Genomic DNA, 17,300 nt, shown 5'->3' on the forward strand with positions numbered 1-17,300 from the left:
TAGATTTTGGATTTTGGATTGATTGAAAAATCTAAAATCCGAAATTTATATAACAGATGACAAACATTATAACTCCTGACTCTTGGGGCAGCCACGGGGGGATTGCCCCTACTAACTCCTAGATTCCTATCTTTTTTCAATCATTTCAAAAAAGCTATCTTCTAATTCATAACCCAAGATTTGCGCGAAAGATTTAAGTCGGAATGGTGTGGGAATACTTTGCTGTTTTAGCCAATTACTTAAAATAAAAATTTTGTGCATCAAAAAAATCTCTAAGGCTTCAGGGTTGTACTGTATACCTTCTTTTTTAGTAAACTGATGGGGTACTAGCATAGCAGCATAACGCGCTAATTCCCCAGCTTTCCAGTCTAGTAAAAACGGCAACCACGGATATTTGGCATCTAAACGCACAAACCACAACCTGACCTCTGGAATTTCTGACAGTTCTCGTGGATCATTTGCCTCCCGTGGGTAATTGATTTCAAAACGCAATTGCTGTTCCTGCGATGTAATGGATTCCTCTTGCAGCAATGGTTCAATTACTTTTAATGCAGGTGACAAATCTAGATTATTGATAGAGTCGTTATTAAGGCTGATTGTGATTGTCATTGACTTTTTTTGGCAGCTTTTTTGATTGCTTAGGAGTAGTATCCAGAATCAACAGTAGCAGTTTTTAGGTATTGATGCTACTCTATTTTGTATTTGTTAAATATCAACATTTACTTATTAATCACATTGAATTTTATAGTGTTATTTTTTCTAGATTGGGTACTTGTACTATTGACAATTTAAAATTTTATATACAATTTGCCAAAATACCACCCCTCGCCTGGACATTCATAGCCTGAATAAGCTAAAGTTGTAATGAGTTTGTTTTAGAGTTAGGATGTAATTAATCATCAACCAACCAAAAACGAAACTGGCTCAAACCAATGATTAATAAAGGATATTCGTATTAAAGACACAGGTATAAGCAAAGAATATATTGTAAATATGTAATATCCCTGGGTATAAAAATAATCATTTTTCATGAAATCTGAAAACTATTCCTACAGTTCCTACAGTTAAAACTGAAATATGCAAAAACCAGCTATTTCTACAAAAGCAATTCGTTCTTTAGAAGATGCTCTAGATCGATGTCAAATGCTAGGTATGCGCGTCAGCCGCCAGCGCCGATTTATACTAGAATTACTATGGCAAGCTAAAGAACATCTTTCTGCTAGAGAGATTTACGATCGCTTAAACCAACAAGGTAAAGAGATTGGCCACACTTCTGTTTATCAAAATTTAGAAGCTCTATCAAGTCAAGGTATTATTGAGTGTATTGAACATTGTGATGGGAGGTTATATGGTAATGTGACTGATGCTCACAGCCATGTTAACTGTTTAGATACAAATCAAATTTTAGATGTACATATAGAACTACCAGAAGAGTTGATCCAGCAAGTTGAGGCACAAACCGGAGTCAAGATTAGTGGATATACCATCAACTTTTTTGGACACCGTCACTTACAACCAGATCACAATGATCATTAGACCTCTCCAAAATAGAATGTATTAATTTGTCATAAGTTGTAGGGGTGAAGTAGGGGCGAAGCATTCGAGCGATTAATGATCGGTATTCACCAAAGGATATTTTCCGAATGCTTCGCCCTTACAGGGCGATAATTTAACGTAAAAATCAGACATCTAGATATCCCATAAGCTTCGACCTGCCCCCATAAATAGGTTCCATAATTTCTTTTCTAGAGATGTCTATTAGTAACTGGCTAATGCTTTACATTATCACTGCTGATAAATTAAAGTGACAAAAACAGGTGAAAATGGGAATGACTCAGCTAGGGATGACTGCGGTTTTTTGGCTGGGAAAAAATTCTATTTTTATTTAACCTGACTATGAGCGATCGCCCTTTAAGTAGTTTAAATTTACAATTCTTATTAATTGACCCAGATCCCATCTTTCGTCTAGGACTAAGGGTAGCTCTAGAAACAATTCCCCACCTACAAGTAGTAGCCGATGTTCCCACAGATACCGCAGCCTTACAGGTTTTAGCGGAAATTGCAGCACCGGATCAAAACCAAGTCAATTTAATAGTTTTAGAATTAGGCAATGGCAGTTCTAGCGAATCTCAACAGCTAGGGTTACAATTTTGCAGACAACTTAAAGCTTTATATCCTCATATACCCATTTTGTTGTTAAGTGCTATTTCTACAACAGAAATGTTATTAGCAGCAAAAAATACAGGTGTAAATGGCTATTGTCCTAAAGGTATATCTATTTCTGAATTAGTACCCATCATGCAAGAAATAGCATCAGGTGGTTACTATTGGTTAGGAACAACAGGAATAAATTTCCCTTTATCTAATTTACCTTTTGCCAGACTCAGAAATAATATCAGGTTAACAGGAATTAATCATATTAATAATAATCTATCCGCAGTTACAGCACAATTAAAAATTCCTGGATTACCATTATTAGATAAAGCTATTTTGGCAGGACAAAGAAGAGAACTTTTAGCAGCGCGTTGGTTAGTAAATAACTTATTGTCTGCACCAGAAGAAAGACAAGAAATACAAAAATCTCAACCATTACCGCTACCCATTTCTTACTCAAATAGCGCCATTAGTAAAGCAGAATCACAACAAATGCAAACTGTTGTACCGCCTTTACTGAGTCCAAAAGCACTACAATCTATAATATTTACATCTTGTACTAATAAACTCCAGTTTTCTTTACAAAATCTGACAGACATACCTTTAGAAATTGATATTCTGCGTGAAGACAAAAAAAGAGAACTGCTTTATATCATCTTACAAAAAGTATCTCAAAAATTAGATGAGCTACGTAGTTCAAAAGTTGAAATTCCACAAATACCTGAGTTAAAAAATCAGATTCTCACTAATTTATGGGAATCAGCAATTACCGAATTTTACGGTAAATCTTCCCGGATAAATGTCGGAGATGTCAATATAGAAATAGTCACTTTTTTATTGAAAAATGCAGCAGGTGTAGAAACTGAAATCCTCAATAAAATTCCTTTAGTAGAAGACTTGTTTTCTTATCTACTTTGGCAAACAGATTTATATATTGACAACACATCTTATGCAGCAGGAAGTGAACCTGCAAATTCTCAAGCATCAATGATTTTAGAGAATTTAGTAATTCAAGTTGCCAATGGTGTATTACAACCATTATTAAATTTTTTAGCAGATGTGGAAACCATCAAACAAAATTTTTATGATCGTCATTTAATTTCCACAAGAGAAATTGAAAGATTTAGAAATAATTTATCTTGGAAATACAGATTGAATAATTATGTGAATGAACCCCAGGCAATTTTTGAAAGTCGCTATGAACTATTTGTATTTGCACCTCGTGGAATTGCCAAAATATCAATTTATTCTCCTCGTAACCAAGAATTAGCAAAGCTTGCCGATATCCCTTTAGCGGTGACATTACTGTTAGAATTGCGGGATGCGATCGCACCACGTTTACAATCTTTATTATCTTTTTTAGGTAATGGAATTGTATTTGTATTAACACAAATAATTGGTAGAGGTTTAGGTTTAGTTGCCCGTGGTATTCTTCAAGGTATTGGTAGTGTTTCCTTCACAGAAAAAACTTTAAAACGTAATAGCGACAAGCAAAACAATAACAAAGGTAGAAGTCAGGAGGGAAGAGGTTTTTAGGCATTTTACATTTTGTTGCATAACTTGTTTTTTCGTGCCGACTTACTTAGAGTTTGCTGAAATATTGCCAAGAGCTAGAGAAATCAAGAGATTTTCCTCCTGACTGCTGTAGGGGCGAAGCATTCTGCCGATAAATTATCAATTTTTATCACAGGTTATTTTCCTATAAGGGCGAAGCATTCGGGCGATAAATTATCAATTTTTATCACAGTTATTTTCCTGTAAGGGCGAAGCATTCGGGCGATAAATTATCAATTTTTATCACAGTTATTTTCCGAATGCTTCGCCCCTACTTCGCCCCTACGACTCCTAACTATTAAAAATCCGCGCTTTGTGGTGTACGGGGGAAAGGAATCACATCCCGAATATTCCCCATACCCGTCATAAACTGCACCAGTCTTTCAAACCCCAAACCAAAACCAGCATGAGGTACAGTACCATAACGACGCAAATCTAAATACCACCACAAATCTTCAGTTTTCATTCCCTGGGCTAAAACCCGTTTTTCTAACACATCTAATCTTTCTTCCCGTTGCGAACCTCCAATAATTTCACCTATTTTCGGTGCAAGAATATCCATTGCTCTCACGGTTTTTTCATCATCATTCAACCGCATATAAAAGGCTTTAATTTGCGCTGGATAATCTGTAACAATTACAGGTTTTTTAAACAATTGTTCCGCTAAATAACGTTCATGTTCTGATTGTAAATCTGCACCCCAACTTACAGGATATTCAAATTTTACATCCGCTTTTTCTAAAAGTTTGACTGCATCGGTATAAGTCAATCTTTCAAATTGATTGTTAATAATATTGTTAGCAGTGTCTAAAACAGTATTATCAATTCTTTGATTGAAAAATTCCATGTCTGCTTCACAGGTTTCCATCACATATTTAAAAATATGTTTTAAGAAATCTTCTGCTAAATTCATATCTCCTTCTAAGTCACAAAACGCCATTTCTGGTTCAACCATCCAAAATTCGGCTAAGTGACGAGAAGTGTTAGAATTTTCCGCGCGGAATGTGGGACCAAAGGTATAGACGTTAGAAAACGCCATTGCCATTATTTCCGCTTCTAACTGTCCACTTACTGTTAAATAAGTCGGTTTTCCAAAGAAGTCTTGACTATAATCAACTTCTTTATTTTCTGTGCGGGGAATATCTTTTAAATTCAAACTTGTCACACTGAATAATTCTCCTGCACCTTCGCAATCACTGGCGGTTAAAATGGGAGTATGTACCCACATAAAACCCCGTTCTTGGAAAAATTGATGTATGGCAGTTGCACAAGCATTTCTTACCCGAAATACTGATCCAAAGGAGTTAGTTCTACCTCTTAAATGGGCAATGGTTCTTAAAAACTCAAAGGAATGACGTTTCTTTTGCAGAGGATAAGTTTCGGGATCAGCATCTCCGTAAACTTTTACTGCATCTGCTTTTAGTTCTATTCTCTGTCCTTTACCTTGAGATGCAACTAATATTCCTGCAACTTCGACGGAAGCACCTGTATTTATCTGTTTTAATATGGCTTCGTAGTTTGGTAATTCTTGATTAATAACTATTTGTAAGTTGGCTAAACTTGAACCATCGTTAACTTCTAAAAAGGCAAATCCTTTTAATTCGCGTTTGGTTCTTACCCAACCTTGTACTGTTAAGGTTTCTTCTGGTTGACCACTTCTTAATATTTCAGCAATTCGATGTTTAATCATTTTTTACAGTTTGGATTTTTTTAACTATATATAACATTAATTTTAGTCAGGGAAAAGGGAACAGGGGAGATGGGGAGCATCCCAATTTTGCAAAAACAACCGCCACAACACCAAAAACTCTCCTCTTCCTTCTTACCTTCGTGTCCTTCGCTCCTTCGTGGTTCGTTAATTTCAGGTCTTGAACTCAAGCAAAAAATAAACTTACACATTTGGGATGCTCCCGGGAGATGGGGAGGTATCAAGTCAAAAGTCAAAATTAAGAAACTTTTGCCTATTGCCTATTGCCTATTGCCTTCTTTCCCAATCACCAATTACCCAATCAAAAATTTTAACACCCATCCTATAATAATTCCTAAACCACCAAAACGGACTGCTTGCCAAAAAGGCCGATTTAGGTTTTTCCAGGAAAATAACTGGCTTTCTAGGTTAACTTCTAGGGCTTCTAGCTCTTTTTCCAAGCGTTTTAACTCGGCTGTGATTTCTGGTGTCTGATTTTTATTTTCTTTGAGATTTCTAATTTCTTGTTGCCATTGTGCCTTTTGTTGTTGATCCCGTTGCACTTGGGCATATCTTTCTTTTAACAGTCGCAGTCCGGTTTCTAGTTCCTGTAGTTCCTGTTCAAAGTCCGTTTGCTGGTTTTCCTCTGGTTTGGTCATTGGTGATGGGTCATTGGTGATGGGTCATTGGCTATGATAATTACATCATAACTTTTACTCTTAACTCAGCACTTAGTCTTATGTATCAAACCAGTCAATTAAATGATGTTACTACTCTGGAACTTGCCCAAACTTTGATGGAAAAATTGACTATTTCTCCTGATGACTGGCATCGTCTCAAGTCTAACCGCAATGCCCGCGCTAGTGAGCTTGTAGCGGCTGCTATGGTTTTTTTGGTCAAAAATGAGCCTCAAGAGGCACAAGCTAGGTTAGAACAGGCTATAGGCTGGTTAGATAAGTCTATTTCTGCCCCTCCTTGTCCTACTCACGGTAAACATTGAGGGATTGGTGATTGGTGATTGGTGATTGGTGATTGGGAATAATATTACCCATTACCCATTACCCATTACCCATTTTCTATCTTCTTAAAGATAACAAACGCCGAGTTTCTATTTGCTTGCAAAGTCTTAATTCTGTTCCTTTGCGGTTCCATTGTACTTGATCAAATATTTGATGCAGAAGAGACATCCCTCGACCGTTTTCTGATTCATCTGGTGGTAAAAAGTCGGTGGGATCATTATGAGCATTACAACAAGGAGTAAAACCATTACCTTGATCGGAGATAATCCACCAATATTGATTATCTATCAAGGAAAAACGAACTACTACTAGTTTACTGGGATCAAGATTATTGCCATGTTTAGCTGCGTTTACTAGGGCTTCTTGCAGTCCTAGCCGCAGTTCGGCTTGTAATTTTGTGGGAATATCTGCCAATAGTAAATCTAATATTGGGCATAGATAAAGAGTGGAGGCAAAACTAATAGTACCCCAAGAGCGACCAAGTGGACGAAGAGAAATGGTAATCACAAGAGAAACCCCGTAGCTTTTAGTTAGCTAGACATCAGTTTGCTGTTATCGGCACCCTGATAAAGATTAAGGTGGTCATGCTGCCTTCAAACTTGCGTCTGTAAAACTAAATTTATGAAATTGCTAGGGAGCATTGACTCTAAATATAAGTGAAAATTGCTTAATTAAAATTTGGCTGTAATTGTTTTGCTAATACAATTAACAACTTCTATGTTTCTATTTATTACTTTGGGAAAGTATATAAATATTCAACTTTCTTTGTAGCCGCTTAATAATTCGCACAATTTATTTCACTTTTTCAAATCAGAGTCATGCAACTTTAATGGTTAAAAAAGAAATCTCTATTTTTAGGTTAATTTTATTTTAGCATTATTAGTATGCACTGGACTACAAATTTTCCATTTAAGTTTTTGTAAACAATTGGTTAACATATAAGCTAAAGTAGTTGCTTTTAGCATGGATATCGCTGGAGAAAGGCTGCTGTTTCTACGTGAGCGGTTTGGGGAAAAAAGTCGGCTGGCTGTACTCTTGTAAGATGGTATTGTCCATGTTCACACAGTAATTTTAGGTCACGAGCCAAGGTGGCTACTTTACAGCTGACGTAAATAATGCGCGAAGGTTTCAGGTTCAGTAAAGATTTGATGACATTAGCTTCACATCCTTTACGTGGCGGATCAAGTAAGACAATATCTGGTATAATTCCCAAATTTGGTAGAGTTTTCTCCACTGCTCCTACTTGAAAGGTTACATTATTAATTTCGTTTTGTTGGGCATTGAAAATTGCCTGTTCTACGGCTGCTGATTGCACTTCCAAGCCAATAACTTGGCGTGCTTGTTTTGCTAGGGGTAAAGTCAAAGTACCAATACCACAATAGGCATCTACTAAAACTTCCTGACCTTGTAAATTTAATTCTGACTGAATGACTTGTAACAGTGCTTCAGCCGTTTCTGTATGAACTTGAAAAAATGTATCCGGGCGGATTTCAAATTCTAAACCAGCGAATTTTTCTCGCAGGTAAGGAATCCCAGCAATACAAGTTGTATCTTTTCCAAATATAGCATTTGTGCGATCGCTATTGCGATTCAAACAAACTCCTACTAACTGGGGATAACGCTGTAACCATTCCTGGGCTTGGGTTTCAATGTCTGGTAAATTTCTATCTTTGACTACTAAAGTTAGTAGCATTTCCCCTGTACGGCGACCTATACGTAAACTTAAATGGCGAATTTGCCCTTGGTGGCGTTTTTCGTCATAGATTGACCAATCCCGCTTTTTAATATCCTGTTTTACTTCTGCTAATAAAGGATTTAAACGAGCGTCTTGAACTGGACATTGATTTAAGTTAATGAGTTGATGACTACCTTTTTGGTAATAACCAGCTTGAACTTGTCCGGTAGCTGAGATCCGGACGGGATAGGTGGCTTTGTTGCGATAACCTAAAGATGATGATGTGGATAAGACGGAAGCTACCGGTGGGTTAACAAAACCGCCTATTCTTTCTAAAACTTGAATTACTTGATTATGTTTTGATGTAAGCTGATAATCATAATTTATATGCTGCCACTGACAACCACCACATTTATCAGCAACAATGCAACTAGGTCGGATACGTTGAAGAGATGGTTGAAGGATTTGTTTGAGGGTAGCATGAGCATATTTGGGTTTGACGTGTGTAAGTCTGACTAAAGTGCGATCGCCCACTACTGTATCAGGAACAAATACCACACGCTGCTCAAAGCGTCCTACGCCATCACCAGTGTCGCTTAAATCAGTAATTTCTAGTTCTATTACTTCACCCTGTTGCCAAACTGTATTAGTCATTAGTCATTAGTTATTAGTTATTAGTGGGTGGGAATAGGGAATAGGGAATAGGGAATAGGGAATAGGAAAAATATTATTAACAAATATTAATTTTTACCAATCACCAATTACCAATTACCTCTTCCCCAGTCACCAATCCCCAGTCACCAATCACCAATATACCCTTCACTTCTGTACCGCGAACTGGTTAAACTAACAAATAATATAATTTCCGTGATTACATAATCATGACTGTAATTAGCCAAGTTATTCTCCAAGCTGACGACGAACTGCGTTACCCTAGCAGTGGCGAACTCAAAAGTATCAAAGAATTTTTGCAAACAGGCGCACAGCGGACTAGAATCGCTGCAACCCTGTCAGAAAACGAAAAAAAGATAGTTCAGGAAGCAACCAAAAAACTTTGGCAAAAGCGCCCTGACTTTATCGCTCCCGGTGGCAATGCTTACGGAGATAAGCAACGCGCTTTATGTATCCGTGACTTCGGCTGGTATCTGCGCTTGATTACCTATGGTGTGCTTGCTGGTGACAAAGAACCAATTGAAAAAATTGGGTTGATTGGTGTACGGGAAATGTACAATTCTCTGGGTGTTCCTGTACCGGGAATGGTAGAAGCTATCAACTGCCTTAAACAAGCATCCTTGGGCTTACTGAGTGGTGAAGATGCAGCAGCCGCAGAGCCTTACTTTGATTACATCATTCAAGCGATGTCCTAATTACAAGGTTTCTCTGCAACATTAGCGATCGCCATCACGGCTGGTGCTTTGCGTAAAGCTACTGGTGATCTTGCTCATTTGATCACTCTTTCCCCACACTTGATAGTTGCTATGGCAAAATTATGGCAACATATTTGTCAAGTTATTATAAAGTTGTGGGGATATTTTATGTGCATCTACTGACGCTCACCAAAAACAAAAAACCGACAGGAGGCTGTCGGTCATTAGTTGTGTTCCCTATTAATGACTCGGCTAGAGTTCAGTTATGAGTTATTATCCCAAGATGTTCATTCTTAGAGGAGGATCTTCATCATGGATAATGGTGATTGTAATCATATTCATCGGTGATTTTAATCACTGAAGAATTGAAGAAAAAATGTATACCTTTGAGCAATTGATTGAAAGAGAAAAATACATCATTTTGATGGTAGCAGAAACAGTCAATTGCATATATTAGTCAAATCTTTGTAAACACTAACACATTTTGGTAAAATGTATCTGAATCTTATTAAAGTAGTAGCAGCAACAATCTTATTAAATGGAATTACTGCTTGTACTACACCTACTCAAAACCAAATTTCTGCGGACAATAGCCGCATTACCGAAAATAAACCCATTGTAGATAGTAATAAATCTGCACAAAATAGACCAAATAATAAAACAGCTACTATTTCTGTGGAAGGGGAAAAAACCAACATTTCCTTAAAACTTTACCAGGAGAAAAATATATTTAGCACCTACTTTCCTCAAGAGGATTTTTTAGTTCAAAATAAAGATATCAATAAAGTAAGAGAAGTGAAATTTACTGCTAATTTTGGAGGTGTAAAAAATGAAAATGCTTATGTTAAATTTGTCTTTCCTGATGATTTAAAAGCTTTAGAAGAAGTCAAAAATTTTATTAATAGTAAAGATGGGATAATTGCATCTAATAAATGGCAAATTGTCAATCGTAGCAGCACTGTAACCTATCCTTGGGCAAAAGCAAAGATTACTTTTAGTCAAGGTCAAGAGATTTTTGGTAATATTTATATTGGAGAAGAAAAGGGTAAAGTATTTTATGCAATTACCCATTATCCAGCAGAATATGGAGATGGTTTTGAACCAAGAGCAGATTTGATTTTAAGTAATTTGGAAATAGGTGGATAATGTCAAATCTTTTAACTGTCACCTTTTTATTTCTGTCGTAGTTGAAAAAATAGGAATTTTTCGCAGGGTGAAAACAGATACTATCTTCTATCAACTCTTTCAAACATTACCAAATATTCTTTTTGAATTGATTGGTAAACCAGCTACAGAAGCAGAAAATTATCAATTTACATCTGTAGAAATAAAAGAGTTAGCATTTCGGTTTGATGGGTTATTCATACCAAATTCAGAGATACCTGAACAACCGATTTATTTTGTTGAGGTGCAATTTCAACCAAAAACAGATTTTTACTGGAAATTATTTGCAGAAATCTTTATTTACCTCAATCAATATCAACCAAAAAATGATTTTCATGCAGTAGCGATTTTTGCTAAACGTAGCTTAGATCCTGGTGTACCTATCCAGTATCGAGGTTTGCTAATGAGTCAGCAAGTAACAATCATTTATTTGGATGAATTAGAAGTTACTAATGATAATTCCGTTGGGTTGGGGATGGTAAAATTAGTAGTAGAGAAAGAAGAAACTGCAATTGATCACAGTCAACAGTTAATGGACAAATCCCGACAACAATTTACAGATGCAGCCCAAAGGCAAAAAGTCTTACAATTGTTAGAGACGATCTTAGTTTATAAATTCAATAATTTAACCCGTCAGGAGATAGAAGCAATGTTTACTTTTGAAGATTTAAAGCAAACAAGGTATTTCCGAGAAGTTGCGGAAGAAGAAAGAACAAAAGGTAGGCTAGAAGGTAGGCTAGAAGGTAGGTTGGAATCAGTACCGCTATTAATAGAGTTAGGTTTGACGGTGGAAGAAATAGCAACAAGGTTAGATGTGGATATTGAAGCGGTAAGGAAGGTTGCGGAAAAATCTGGGGATCAAAATCCTGTGGAGTAAGGTTAAGAGGAAATGGAAAGTGATTAGTTTAACTGATCACTTTTTTCAAAATTCTATCTCATCATGGGAAATAAAGCCATTTTTGACATCTAAATCACCATGATTATTATGCTTTTACTCTGCGATATGCAGTGTTTTTACCCTTAGTATTTTCTACACGAGATATTAAATTTCTTTCAGTTAATCCTTTATTAGAAACAGTTTGATTTTCAAAAGATTCTATACCTTTATTATACAAAATTGTTATAATACCTTCCTCCGATTGACGTTTATTTTCTGCATTTCTTCTAAGAAAAACATCTTTGTCGGAAGCTCGTATTATATCCCAATCAAATTCAATCTCATGAATAACATATATTATTTGAAATTATCTATTTATTGAAAATATTTATAGTTTTTTATGTTAAAATCATATACTGTCTTAATACTAGTATTCCCAGTCAGAAAACAGGAAACTAGATCAACCCACCCAAAAATTAACCAACATGAAAACATCTACCGATATACAACGCACCTTAGAAATGGCTTGTGTTTTTTTAACAGATCAATTTTTTTCTAACCCTATTTATCTTTAGTCCCCTAGATATTTTCTTGATGTTTCTTAATATCTGCTAGTATTTCATCCATTGTCACCTGATCTAACCATTGATGACGTTCTTCTGTATAGTCTCCACTACCATTATCAAATTGACGAATAAATCTGATAGCGTCCACATATCCTAAAGCATCTACAAGAGCTTGAAATCCTTTTCTGTATAATTCAATTGGGGTCATTTTCTCCTCCTTGTACAATATTATTAGTAGCTTCTGCTAACCAGATCATTGGATTAGCAACTATTATAGTTATATTATCCTTATAGCTTAATGATTTTGACAATAGACGGCTATCAGTGGTTAGAAAAATATCGGCGTTATTTTCAGCACAAGCCAGATGAAAAGCATCAAATTTTTTAATATTAAAAGTTGTTAATTCTATTGCACGTCTAGTAATTTCTTCTGTAACCAAAATCTTATCATGAGCCATTCTTAATACTTTTTGTACTTGCTCTCTCCTGTTTATATCTGGAGTCCTAGCAATTTCTAATTCTAAAGCTGTACTGCTGACTAATTGCCATGTTCCAGATAGACAATTATTGATAATTTCTAAAATTGCTTCTGTTTCTAACCTAATTCGCCATTGGGTTTGGTCATCAAAAGGACGATTAAGGCAACAAACGTCCAAATATATTCTATATTGTTTATTCATAGTTTTAAAACAATGTAGAAGAAGATTATACTCCACTTGATGCGTAACCAGATAAAATAGTCATCTGTCCTCTTGGTGCATAACAAACCATGACCACCGAAAGTCCCTTTTCTCCCCAGGAAATCGCCTCAGAAGGCATTAAACCACAAGAATATACCGAAATTGTCCGCCGCTTAGGCCGTCACCCTAACAAAGCCGAACTAGGTATGTTTGGGGTAATGTGGTCAGAACATTGTTGTTATAAAAATTCCCGTCCCCTCCTCAAACAGTTTCCCACCACAGGACCCCGCATTCTTGTCGGACCCGGTGAAAATGCCGGTGTGGTAGACTTAGGCGATGGACTGCAACTAGCTTTTAAAATAGAATCCCATAACCATCCTTCCGCAGTTGAACCCTTCCAAGGTGCTGCTACAGGTGTGGGAGGTATATTAAGAGATATTTTTACAATGGGGGCGCGTCCAATTGCGTTATTAAATTCTCTGCGTTTTGGTAGTTTGGATGATCCCAAAACCCAAAGATTATTTAATGGCGTTGTAGCGGGTATTTCCCATTATGGTAACTGTGTAGGTGTTCCCACGGTAGGCGGTGAGGTTTATTTTGATCCAGCTTATTCAGGAAATCCCTTGGTTAACGTCATGGCACTGGGATTAATGGAAACACCAGAAATAGTAAAATCCGGTGCTTCAGGAATTGGCAACCCTGTATTATATGTTGGTTCAACCACCGGTAGGGATGGTATGGGTGGTGCGAGTTTTGCCAGTGCAGAATTAACCGATGAGTCAATGGATAACCGTCCTGCGGTGCAAGTGGGCGATCCATTTTTAGAGAAGTCTTTAATTGAAGCTTGTTTAGAGGCATTTAAAACCGGGGCAGTGGTAGCGGCTCAAGATATGGGTGCTGCGGGTATCACTTGTTCTACTTCGGAAATGGCAGCCAAAGGCAGTGTCGGTATTGAATTTAACCTTGACAAAGTTCCAGCGCGTGAGTATGGAATGATACCTTATGAATATCTGCTTTCTGAATCTCAGGAAAGAATGCTGTTTGTGTCCGAAAAAGGCCGAGAACAGGAGTTAATTGATATTTTCCACCGTTGGGGACTTCAAGCAGTGGTCGCAGGTACGGTAATTGCTGAACCCATTGTCAGAATTTTGTTTAAGGGTGAAGTTGCTGCGGAAATTCCTGCGGATGCTTTGGCTGAAAATACGCCTTTGTATGAAAGAGAACTGTTAACAGAACCACCAGAATATGCAAAAACAGCCTGGGATTGGAGTGTTGATAGTTTGCCTAGTTGTGATGCTAGGGGAATTACAGTTAATGGTAAGTTACAAAGTTGGCAGGATGTTTTATTAACTTTGCTGGGTACACCTACCATTGCTTCTAAGAGTTGGGTATATCGCCAATATGATCATCAGGTGCAAAATAATACTGTGTTGTTGCCTGGTGGGGCAGATGCGGCTGTAGTGCGCTTACGTCCTTTAAATTCTTTCCCAGTCACCAGTCACCGAAGCGGAGTTGCTGCTACGGTTGATTGTAACTCTCGCTATGTTTATTTAGATCCTTATGAGGGTGCTAAGTCTGTTGTAGCTGAAGCTGCAAGGAATCTTAGTTGTGTGGGTGCTGAACCTTTAGCGGTGACAGATAATCTTAATTTTGGTAGTCCTGAAAAACCTATCGGTTATTGGCAGTTAGCATCAGCTTGTAAAGGATTAAGTGAAGGGTGTCAGGAGTTGGGAACGCCTGTTACGGGTGGAAATGTTTCTTTGTATAATGAAACTTTTGACGCTCAGGGAAATCCCCAGCCTATTTATCCTACTCCTGTGGTGGGAATGGTTGGTTTAATTGAGGATTTGGATAAAATTTGTGGACAGGGCTGGAAAAATGTAGGTGATGTAATTTATCTTTTAGGTTTACCTGTGCAATCCAAAATCCAAAATCCAAAATCTAAAATCGAATTGGGAGCTTCTGAATATTTAGCAGCGATTCATAATACGATTGCAGGTAAACCGCCAAGGGTTAATTTTGATTTAGAACGAAAAGTACAAAGCGTGTGTCGTTATGGTATTCATTCTGGGTGGGTGTGTTCAGCACATGATACTGCTGAAGGCGGTCTAACTGTAGCTTTGGCGGAATGTTGTTTAAGTGGAAAGTTGGGAGCAGAATTAAATTTAGGTATTTCTGCAAACTCTGCTTTTCGCTTTGATGAAGTGTTGTTTGGTGAAGGTGGTGCGAGAATTTTAGTTTCTGTGAGTGTGGAAAATCAAGAAATTTGGGAATCCTATTTACAGGAACATTTAGGAGAAAATTGGCAAAAATTAGGTATTGTTGCTAATTTGGCAACAGGGTTAACAGTGACTACTGCTGATCACCAAGAAGTGATGAAAGTCAGCATTAGCGATATGAGCAACGTTTACGATCAGGCGATCGCCCAACGTCTCGCTCTCTATGCCAATACATAAACCGCATCAATGTCAAGGATCAGGCATGAAAATTTACAATTCATCCCCCATCCTTGACCAATTTACGGTACTGTTTTAATGGATGGTTAAAGATTTATTAAGAGGCAGGAGGCAGGAGTCAGGAGTCAGGAGGAAGAAGGTAAATATTTCTCCCCAGTCACCAGTCACCAGTCACCAGTCACCAGTACCCAGTACCCAGTTACCAGGAGCAAAAACCAGCATGATTCCCCAGCATTCTATCACTTCTGATCCATCTATAAATATTAGTGAAATTAGTGAAAACGCTTGTGATAAACCAGAAGAGGCGTGTGGTGTTTTTGGTATCTATGCACCAGAACAAGATGTAGCAAAAATGGCATACTTTGGATTATATGCCCTGCAACATCGGGGTCAAGAATCTGCTGGTATTGCTACCTTTAATGGACATTATGTACACCAGCATAAAGATATGGGGCTGGTTTCTCAAGTATTTAATGAAACTATTTTAGAAGAATTAGTCGGTAATATTGCAGTTGGTCATAACCGTTATTCTACTACTGGTTCTAGTCGCAAAGTTAACGCTCAACCCGCAGTTATCTCAACTCGTTTAGGTCATTTGGCTTTAGCACATAATGGTAATTTAGTCAATACCATACAATTGCGGGAAGAATTACTTCAGAGTAATGTTCATTTGCTAACAACCACCGATTCAGAAATGATTGCTTATGCGATCGCAGAAGAAGTCAATGCTGGTGCAGACTGGTTAGAAGGTGCGATTCGTGCGCTTCACCGTTGTCAAGGTGCATTTAGTCTGGTAGTTGGTACACCCGATGGTATCATGGCAGCAAGAGATCCTAACGGCATTCGTCCCCTGGTAATTGGTACATTAGACAGTGATCCAGTACGTTACGTTCTCGCTTCTGAAACCTGCGGTTTAGATATTATCGGTGCTGAATATCTGCGCGATGTCGAACCAGGAGAGTTAGTTTGGATCACAGAACAGGGTTTAACATCATATAAGTGGAATCAGCAACCCCAGCGCAAACTGTGTATCTTTGAAATGATCTACTTTGCTCGTCCTGATAGTGTCATGCACAATGAGACATTATATAGCTATCGGATGCGATTGGGACGGAGACTAGCGGAAGAATCACCAATAGAAGCAGATATAGTATTTGGTGTACCTGATTCTGGTATACCTGCGGCCATTGGTTTTTCCCAAGCATCAGGGGTAGCTTATGGTGAAGGTTTGATTAAAAATCGCTACGTCGGTAGAACATTTATTCAACCTACCCAAAGTATGCGGGAAACGGGGATTAAGATGAAATTGAACCCCCTGAAAGATGTATTGTATGGTAAGCGGGTGGTAATAATTGATGATTCCATTGTCCGGGGAACTACTAGCCGCAAACTCGTTAAAGCATTGCGTGAAGCAGGTGCATCAGAAGTACACATGAGAATATCTTCCCCACCTGTCACCCATCCTTGCTTTTATGGGATTGATACCGATACCCAAGATCAACTAATTGCCGCTAAAATGTCAGTAGCAGACATAGCCAAAAAATTAGAAGTTGATACCCTTGCTTATTTAAGTTGGGAAGGAATGTTAGAAGCAACCAGGGAAGATACAAATAGTTTTTGTTCTGCTTGTTTTACAGGTGATTATCCTGTAGCTATTCCTGAACAAGTGAAGCGTTCTAAATTGATGTTGGAAAAAGCTACAGTCTAGATAATTGTATCATCTTGTGGGGTGGGCATCTTGCCCGCTTCAATATTTTATTTTGTCAGAATCTTTCATCCTGTACATCCTTAAATCCTGGATATCCTGATTCAGAAAAACATCCTTAACTTAAAATCACTCTTTTGCAGCTAACAAAGCTTCTTGATAAAGTCGTGAACTAATATGTTTACCTTCCCTAATTAAATCATCTAAAATATCCTTGATTGCAGGAATCAAACCTTGTTGCTTTGCTACTAATAAAATACCAATTGTACCAGAAATGTTGAATGTCGTTACAAAAGTTTACATATTCAGTTATAGTAGTCCTATTAAGGGTGAAAATGTCAACATCTCATGATATCTTCCATCCAATGAACATAACTAATTTGTTGACACATACAA

The 17,300-nt window shown here is 37.5% G+C and carries 16 protein-coding genes; 8 read left to right on the forward strand and 8 right to left on the reverse strand.

Translation table 11 applies throughout. The annotated features are described in order from the left end of the window. Positions 1 to 126: 126 nt before the first annotated feature. Entirely contained in the window at positions 127 to 609 is a 483-nt protein-coding gene (locus H5968_RS14000; protein ID WP_187040450.1) for a CRR6 family NdhI maturation factor, read from the reverse strand. Positions 610 to 1,077: 468 nt separating this feature from the next. On the opposite strand from H5968_RS14000, the gene H5968_RS14005 reads away from it, so the two are divergent. After that, the gene (locus H5968_RS14005) at positions 1,078 to 1,536 is read left to right on the forward strand and encodes a Fur family transcriptional regulator (RefSeq protein WP_187040451.1); all 459 of its coding nucleotides are present in this window, start codon (positions 1,078 to 1,080) and stop codon (positions 1,534 to 1,536) included. Between the two features lie 360 nt (positions 1,537 to 1,896). After that, positions 1,897 to 3,690: a DUF3685 domain-containing protein gene (locus H5968_RS14010; RefSeq protein ID WP_187040452.1), complete on the forward strand. Its 1,794-nt coding sequence runs from the start codon at positions 1,897 to 1,899 to the stop codon at positions 3,688 to 3,690. Between the two features lie 316 nt (positions 3,691 to 4,006). Here the strand turns inward: H5968_RS14010 and asnS are convergent, their stop codons facing one another. Together asnS and H5968_RS14020 are read right to left on the reverse strand one after the other, a co-directional pair. After that, positions 4,007 to 5,398 carry an asparagine--tRNA ligase gene (asnS, locus tag H5968_RS14015; RefSeq protein WP_096567513.1) on the reverse strand — a complete coding sequence of 464 codons (1,392 nt, stop codon included), beginning with the start codon at positions 5,396 to 5,398 and terminating at the stop codon, positions 4,007 to 4,009. A 311-nt stretch (positions 5,399 to 5,709) separates the two neighbouring features. Further along, the gene (locus tag H5968_RS14020; RefSeq protein ID WP_187040453.1) at positions 5,710 to 6,054 is read right to left on the reverse strand and encodes a hypothetical protein; all 345 of its coding nucleotides are present in this window, start codon (positions 6,052 to 6,054) and stop codon (positions 5,710 to 5,712) included. 80 nt (positions 6,055 to 6,134) lie between these two features. Here H5968_RS14020 and H5968_RS14025 point away from each other — a divergent pair, with 80 nt between their 5' ends. Then, a complete protein-coding gene (locus H5968_RS14025) occupies positions 6,135 to 6,395 on the forward strand; it encodes a DUF6439 family protein (protein ID WP_187040454.1) in 261 nt (86 codons plus the stop codon). A gap of 76 nt (positions 6,396 to 6,471) precedes the next feature. Here H5968_RS14025 and H5968_RS14030 read toward each other — a convergent pair whose 3' ends face one another. Then, a complete protein-coding gene (locus H5968_RS14030; RefSeq protein WP_096567507.1) occupies positions 6,472 to 6,921 on the reverse strand; it encodes an anti-sigma regulatory factor in 450 nt (149 codons plus the stop codon). A 451-nt stretch (positions 6,922 to 7,372) separates the two neighbouring features. Further along, on the reverse strand, positions 7,373 to 8,743 hold the full coding sequence (gene rlmD, locus H5968_RS14035) for a 23S rRNA (uracil(1939)-C(5))-methyltransferase RlmD (protein WP_187040455.1): 1,371 nt from the start codon (positions 8,741 to 8,743) through the stop codon (positions 7,373 to 7,375). Positions 8,744 to 8,970: 227 nt separating this feature from the next. On the opposite strand from rlmD, the gene H5968_RS14040 reads away from it, so the two are divergent. From H5968_RS14040 to H5968_RS14050, 3 genes are all read left to right on the forward strand, one after another. After that, the gene (locus tag H5968_RS14040) at positions 8,971 to 9,456 is read left to right on the forward strand and encodes an allophycocyanin subunit alpha-B (RefSeq protein WP_096567504.1); all 486 of its coding nucleotides are present in this window, start codon (positions 8,971 to 8,973) and stop codon (positions 9,454 to 9,456) included. Between the two features lie 492 nt (positions 9,457 to 9,948). Then, the gene (locus tag H5968_RS14045; protein ID WP_187040456.1) at positions 9,949 to 10,602 is read left to right on the forward strand and encodes a hypothetical protein; all 654 of its coding nucleotides are present in this window, start codon (positions 9,949 to 9,951) and stop codon (positions 10,600 to 10,602) included. Between the two features lie 67 nt (positions 10,603 to 10,669). Beyond that, on the forward strand, positions 10,670 to 11,497 hold the full coding sequence (locus H5968_RS14050; protein ID WP_187040457.1) for an Rpn family recombination-promoting nuclease/putative transposase: 828 nt from the start codon (positions 10,670 to 10,672) through the stop codon (positions 11,495 to 11,497). A 579-nt stretch (positions 11,498 to 12,076) separates the two neighbouring features. Here the strand turns inward: H5968_RS14050 and H5968_RS14055 are convergent. Both H5968_RS14055 and H5968_RS14060 read right to left on the reverse strand, forming a co-directional pair. Next, on the reverse strand, positions 12,077 to 12,271 hold the full coding sequence (locus H5968_RS14055; protein WP_096567498.1) for a hypothetical protein: 195 nt from the start codon (positions 12,269 to 12,271) through the stop codon (positions 12,077 to 12,079). Beyond that, positions 12,258 to 12,743, reverse strand: a complete 486-nt coding sequence (locus H5968_RS14060; RefSeq protein ID WP_096567496.1) for a PIN domain-containing protein — start codon at positions 12,741 to 12,743, stop codon at positions 12,258 to 12,260. The genes H5968_RS14055 and H5968_RS14060 overlap by 14 nt, the downstream gene beginning before the upstream one ends. Before the next feature lie 89 nt (positions 12,744 to 12,832). Here H5968_RS14060 and purL point away from each other — a divergent pair, with 89 nt between their 5' ends. Both purL and purF read left to right on the forward strand, forming a co-directional pair. Further along, positions 12,833 to 15,199, forward strand: a complete 2,367-nt coding sequence (gene purL, locus H5968_RS14065) for a phosphoribosylformylglycinamidine synthase subunit PurL (RefSeq protein WP_187040458.1) — start codon at positions 12,833 to 12,835, stop codon at positions 15,197 to 15,199. Between the two features lie 220 nt (positions 15,200 to 15,419). Then, positions 15,420 to 16,907, forward strand: coding sequence for an amidophosphoribosyltransferase (gene purF, locus H5968_RS14070; RefSeq protein ID WP_187040459.1), 1,488 nt, complete (start codon positions 15,420 to 15,422; stop codon positions 16,905 to 16,907). Positions 16,908 to 17,033: 126 nt separating this feature from the next. Here purF and H5968_RS14075 read toward each other — a convergent pair whose 3' ends face one another. Continuing rightward, positions 17,034 to 17,180: a DUF3368 domain-containing protein gene (locus tag H5968_RS14075; protein ID WP_187040460.1), complete on the reverse strand. Its 147-nt coding sequence runs from the start codon at positions 17,178 to 17,180 to the stop codon at positions 17,034 to 17,036. Between the last annotated feature and the right edge of the window lie 120 nt (positions 17,181 to 17,300).

The organism is Sphaerospermopsis sp. LEGE 00249 (assembly GCF_014299995.1).
Taxonomy (GTDB): domain Bacteria; phylum Cyanobacteriota; class Cyanobacteriia; order Cyanobacteriales; family Nostocaceae; genus Sphaerospermopsis; species Sphaerospermopsis kisseleviana.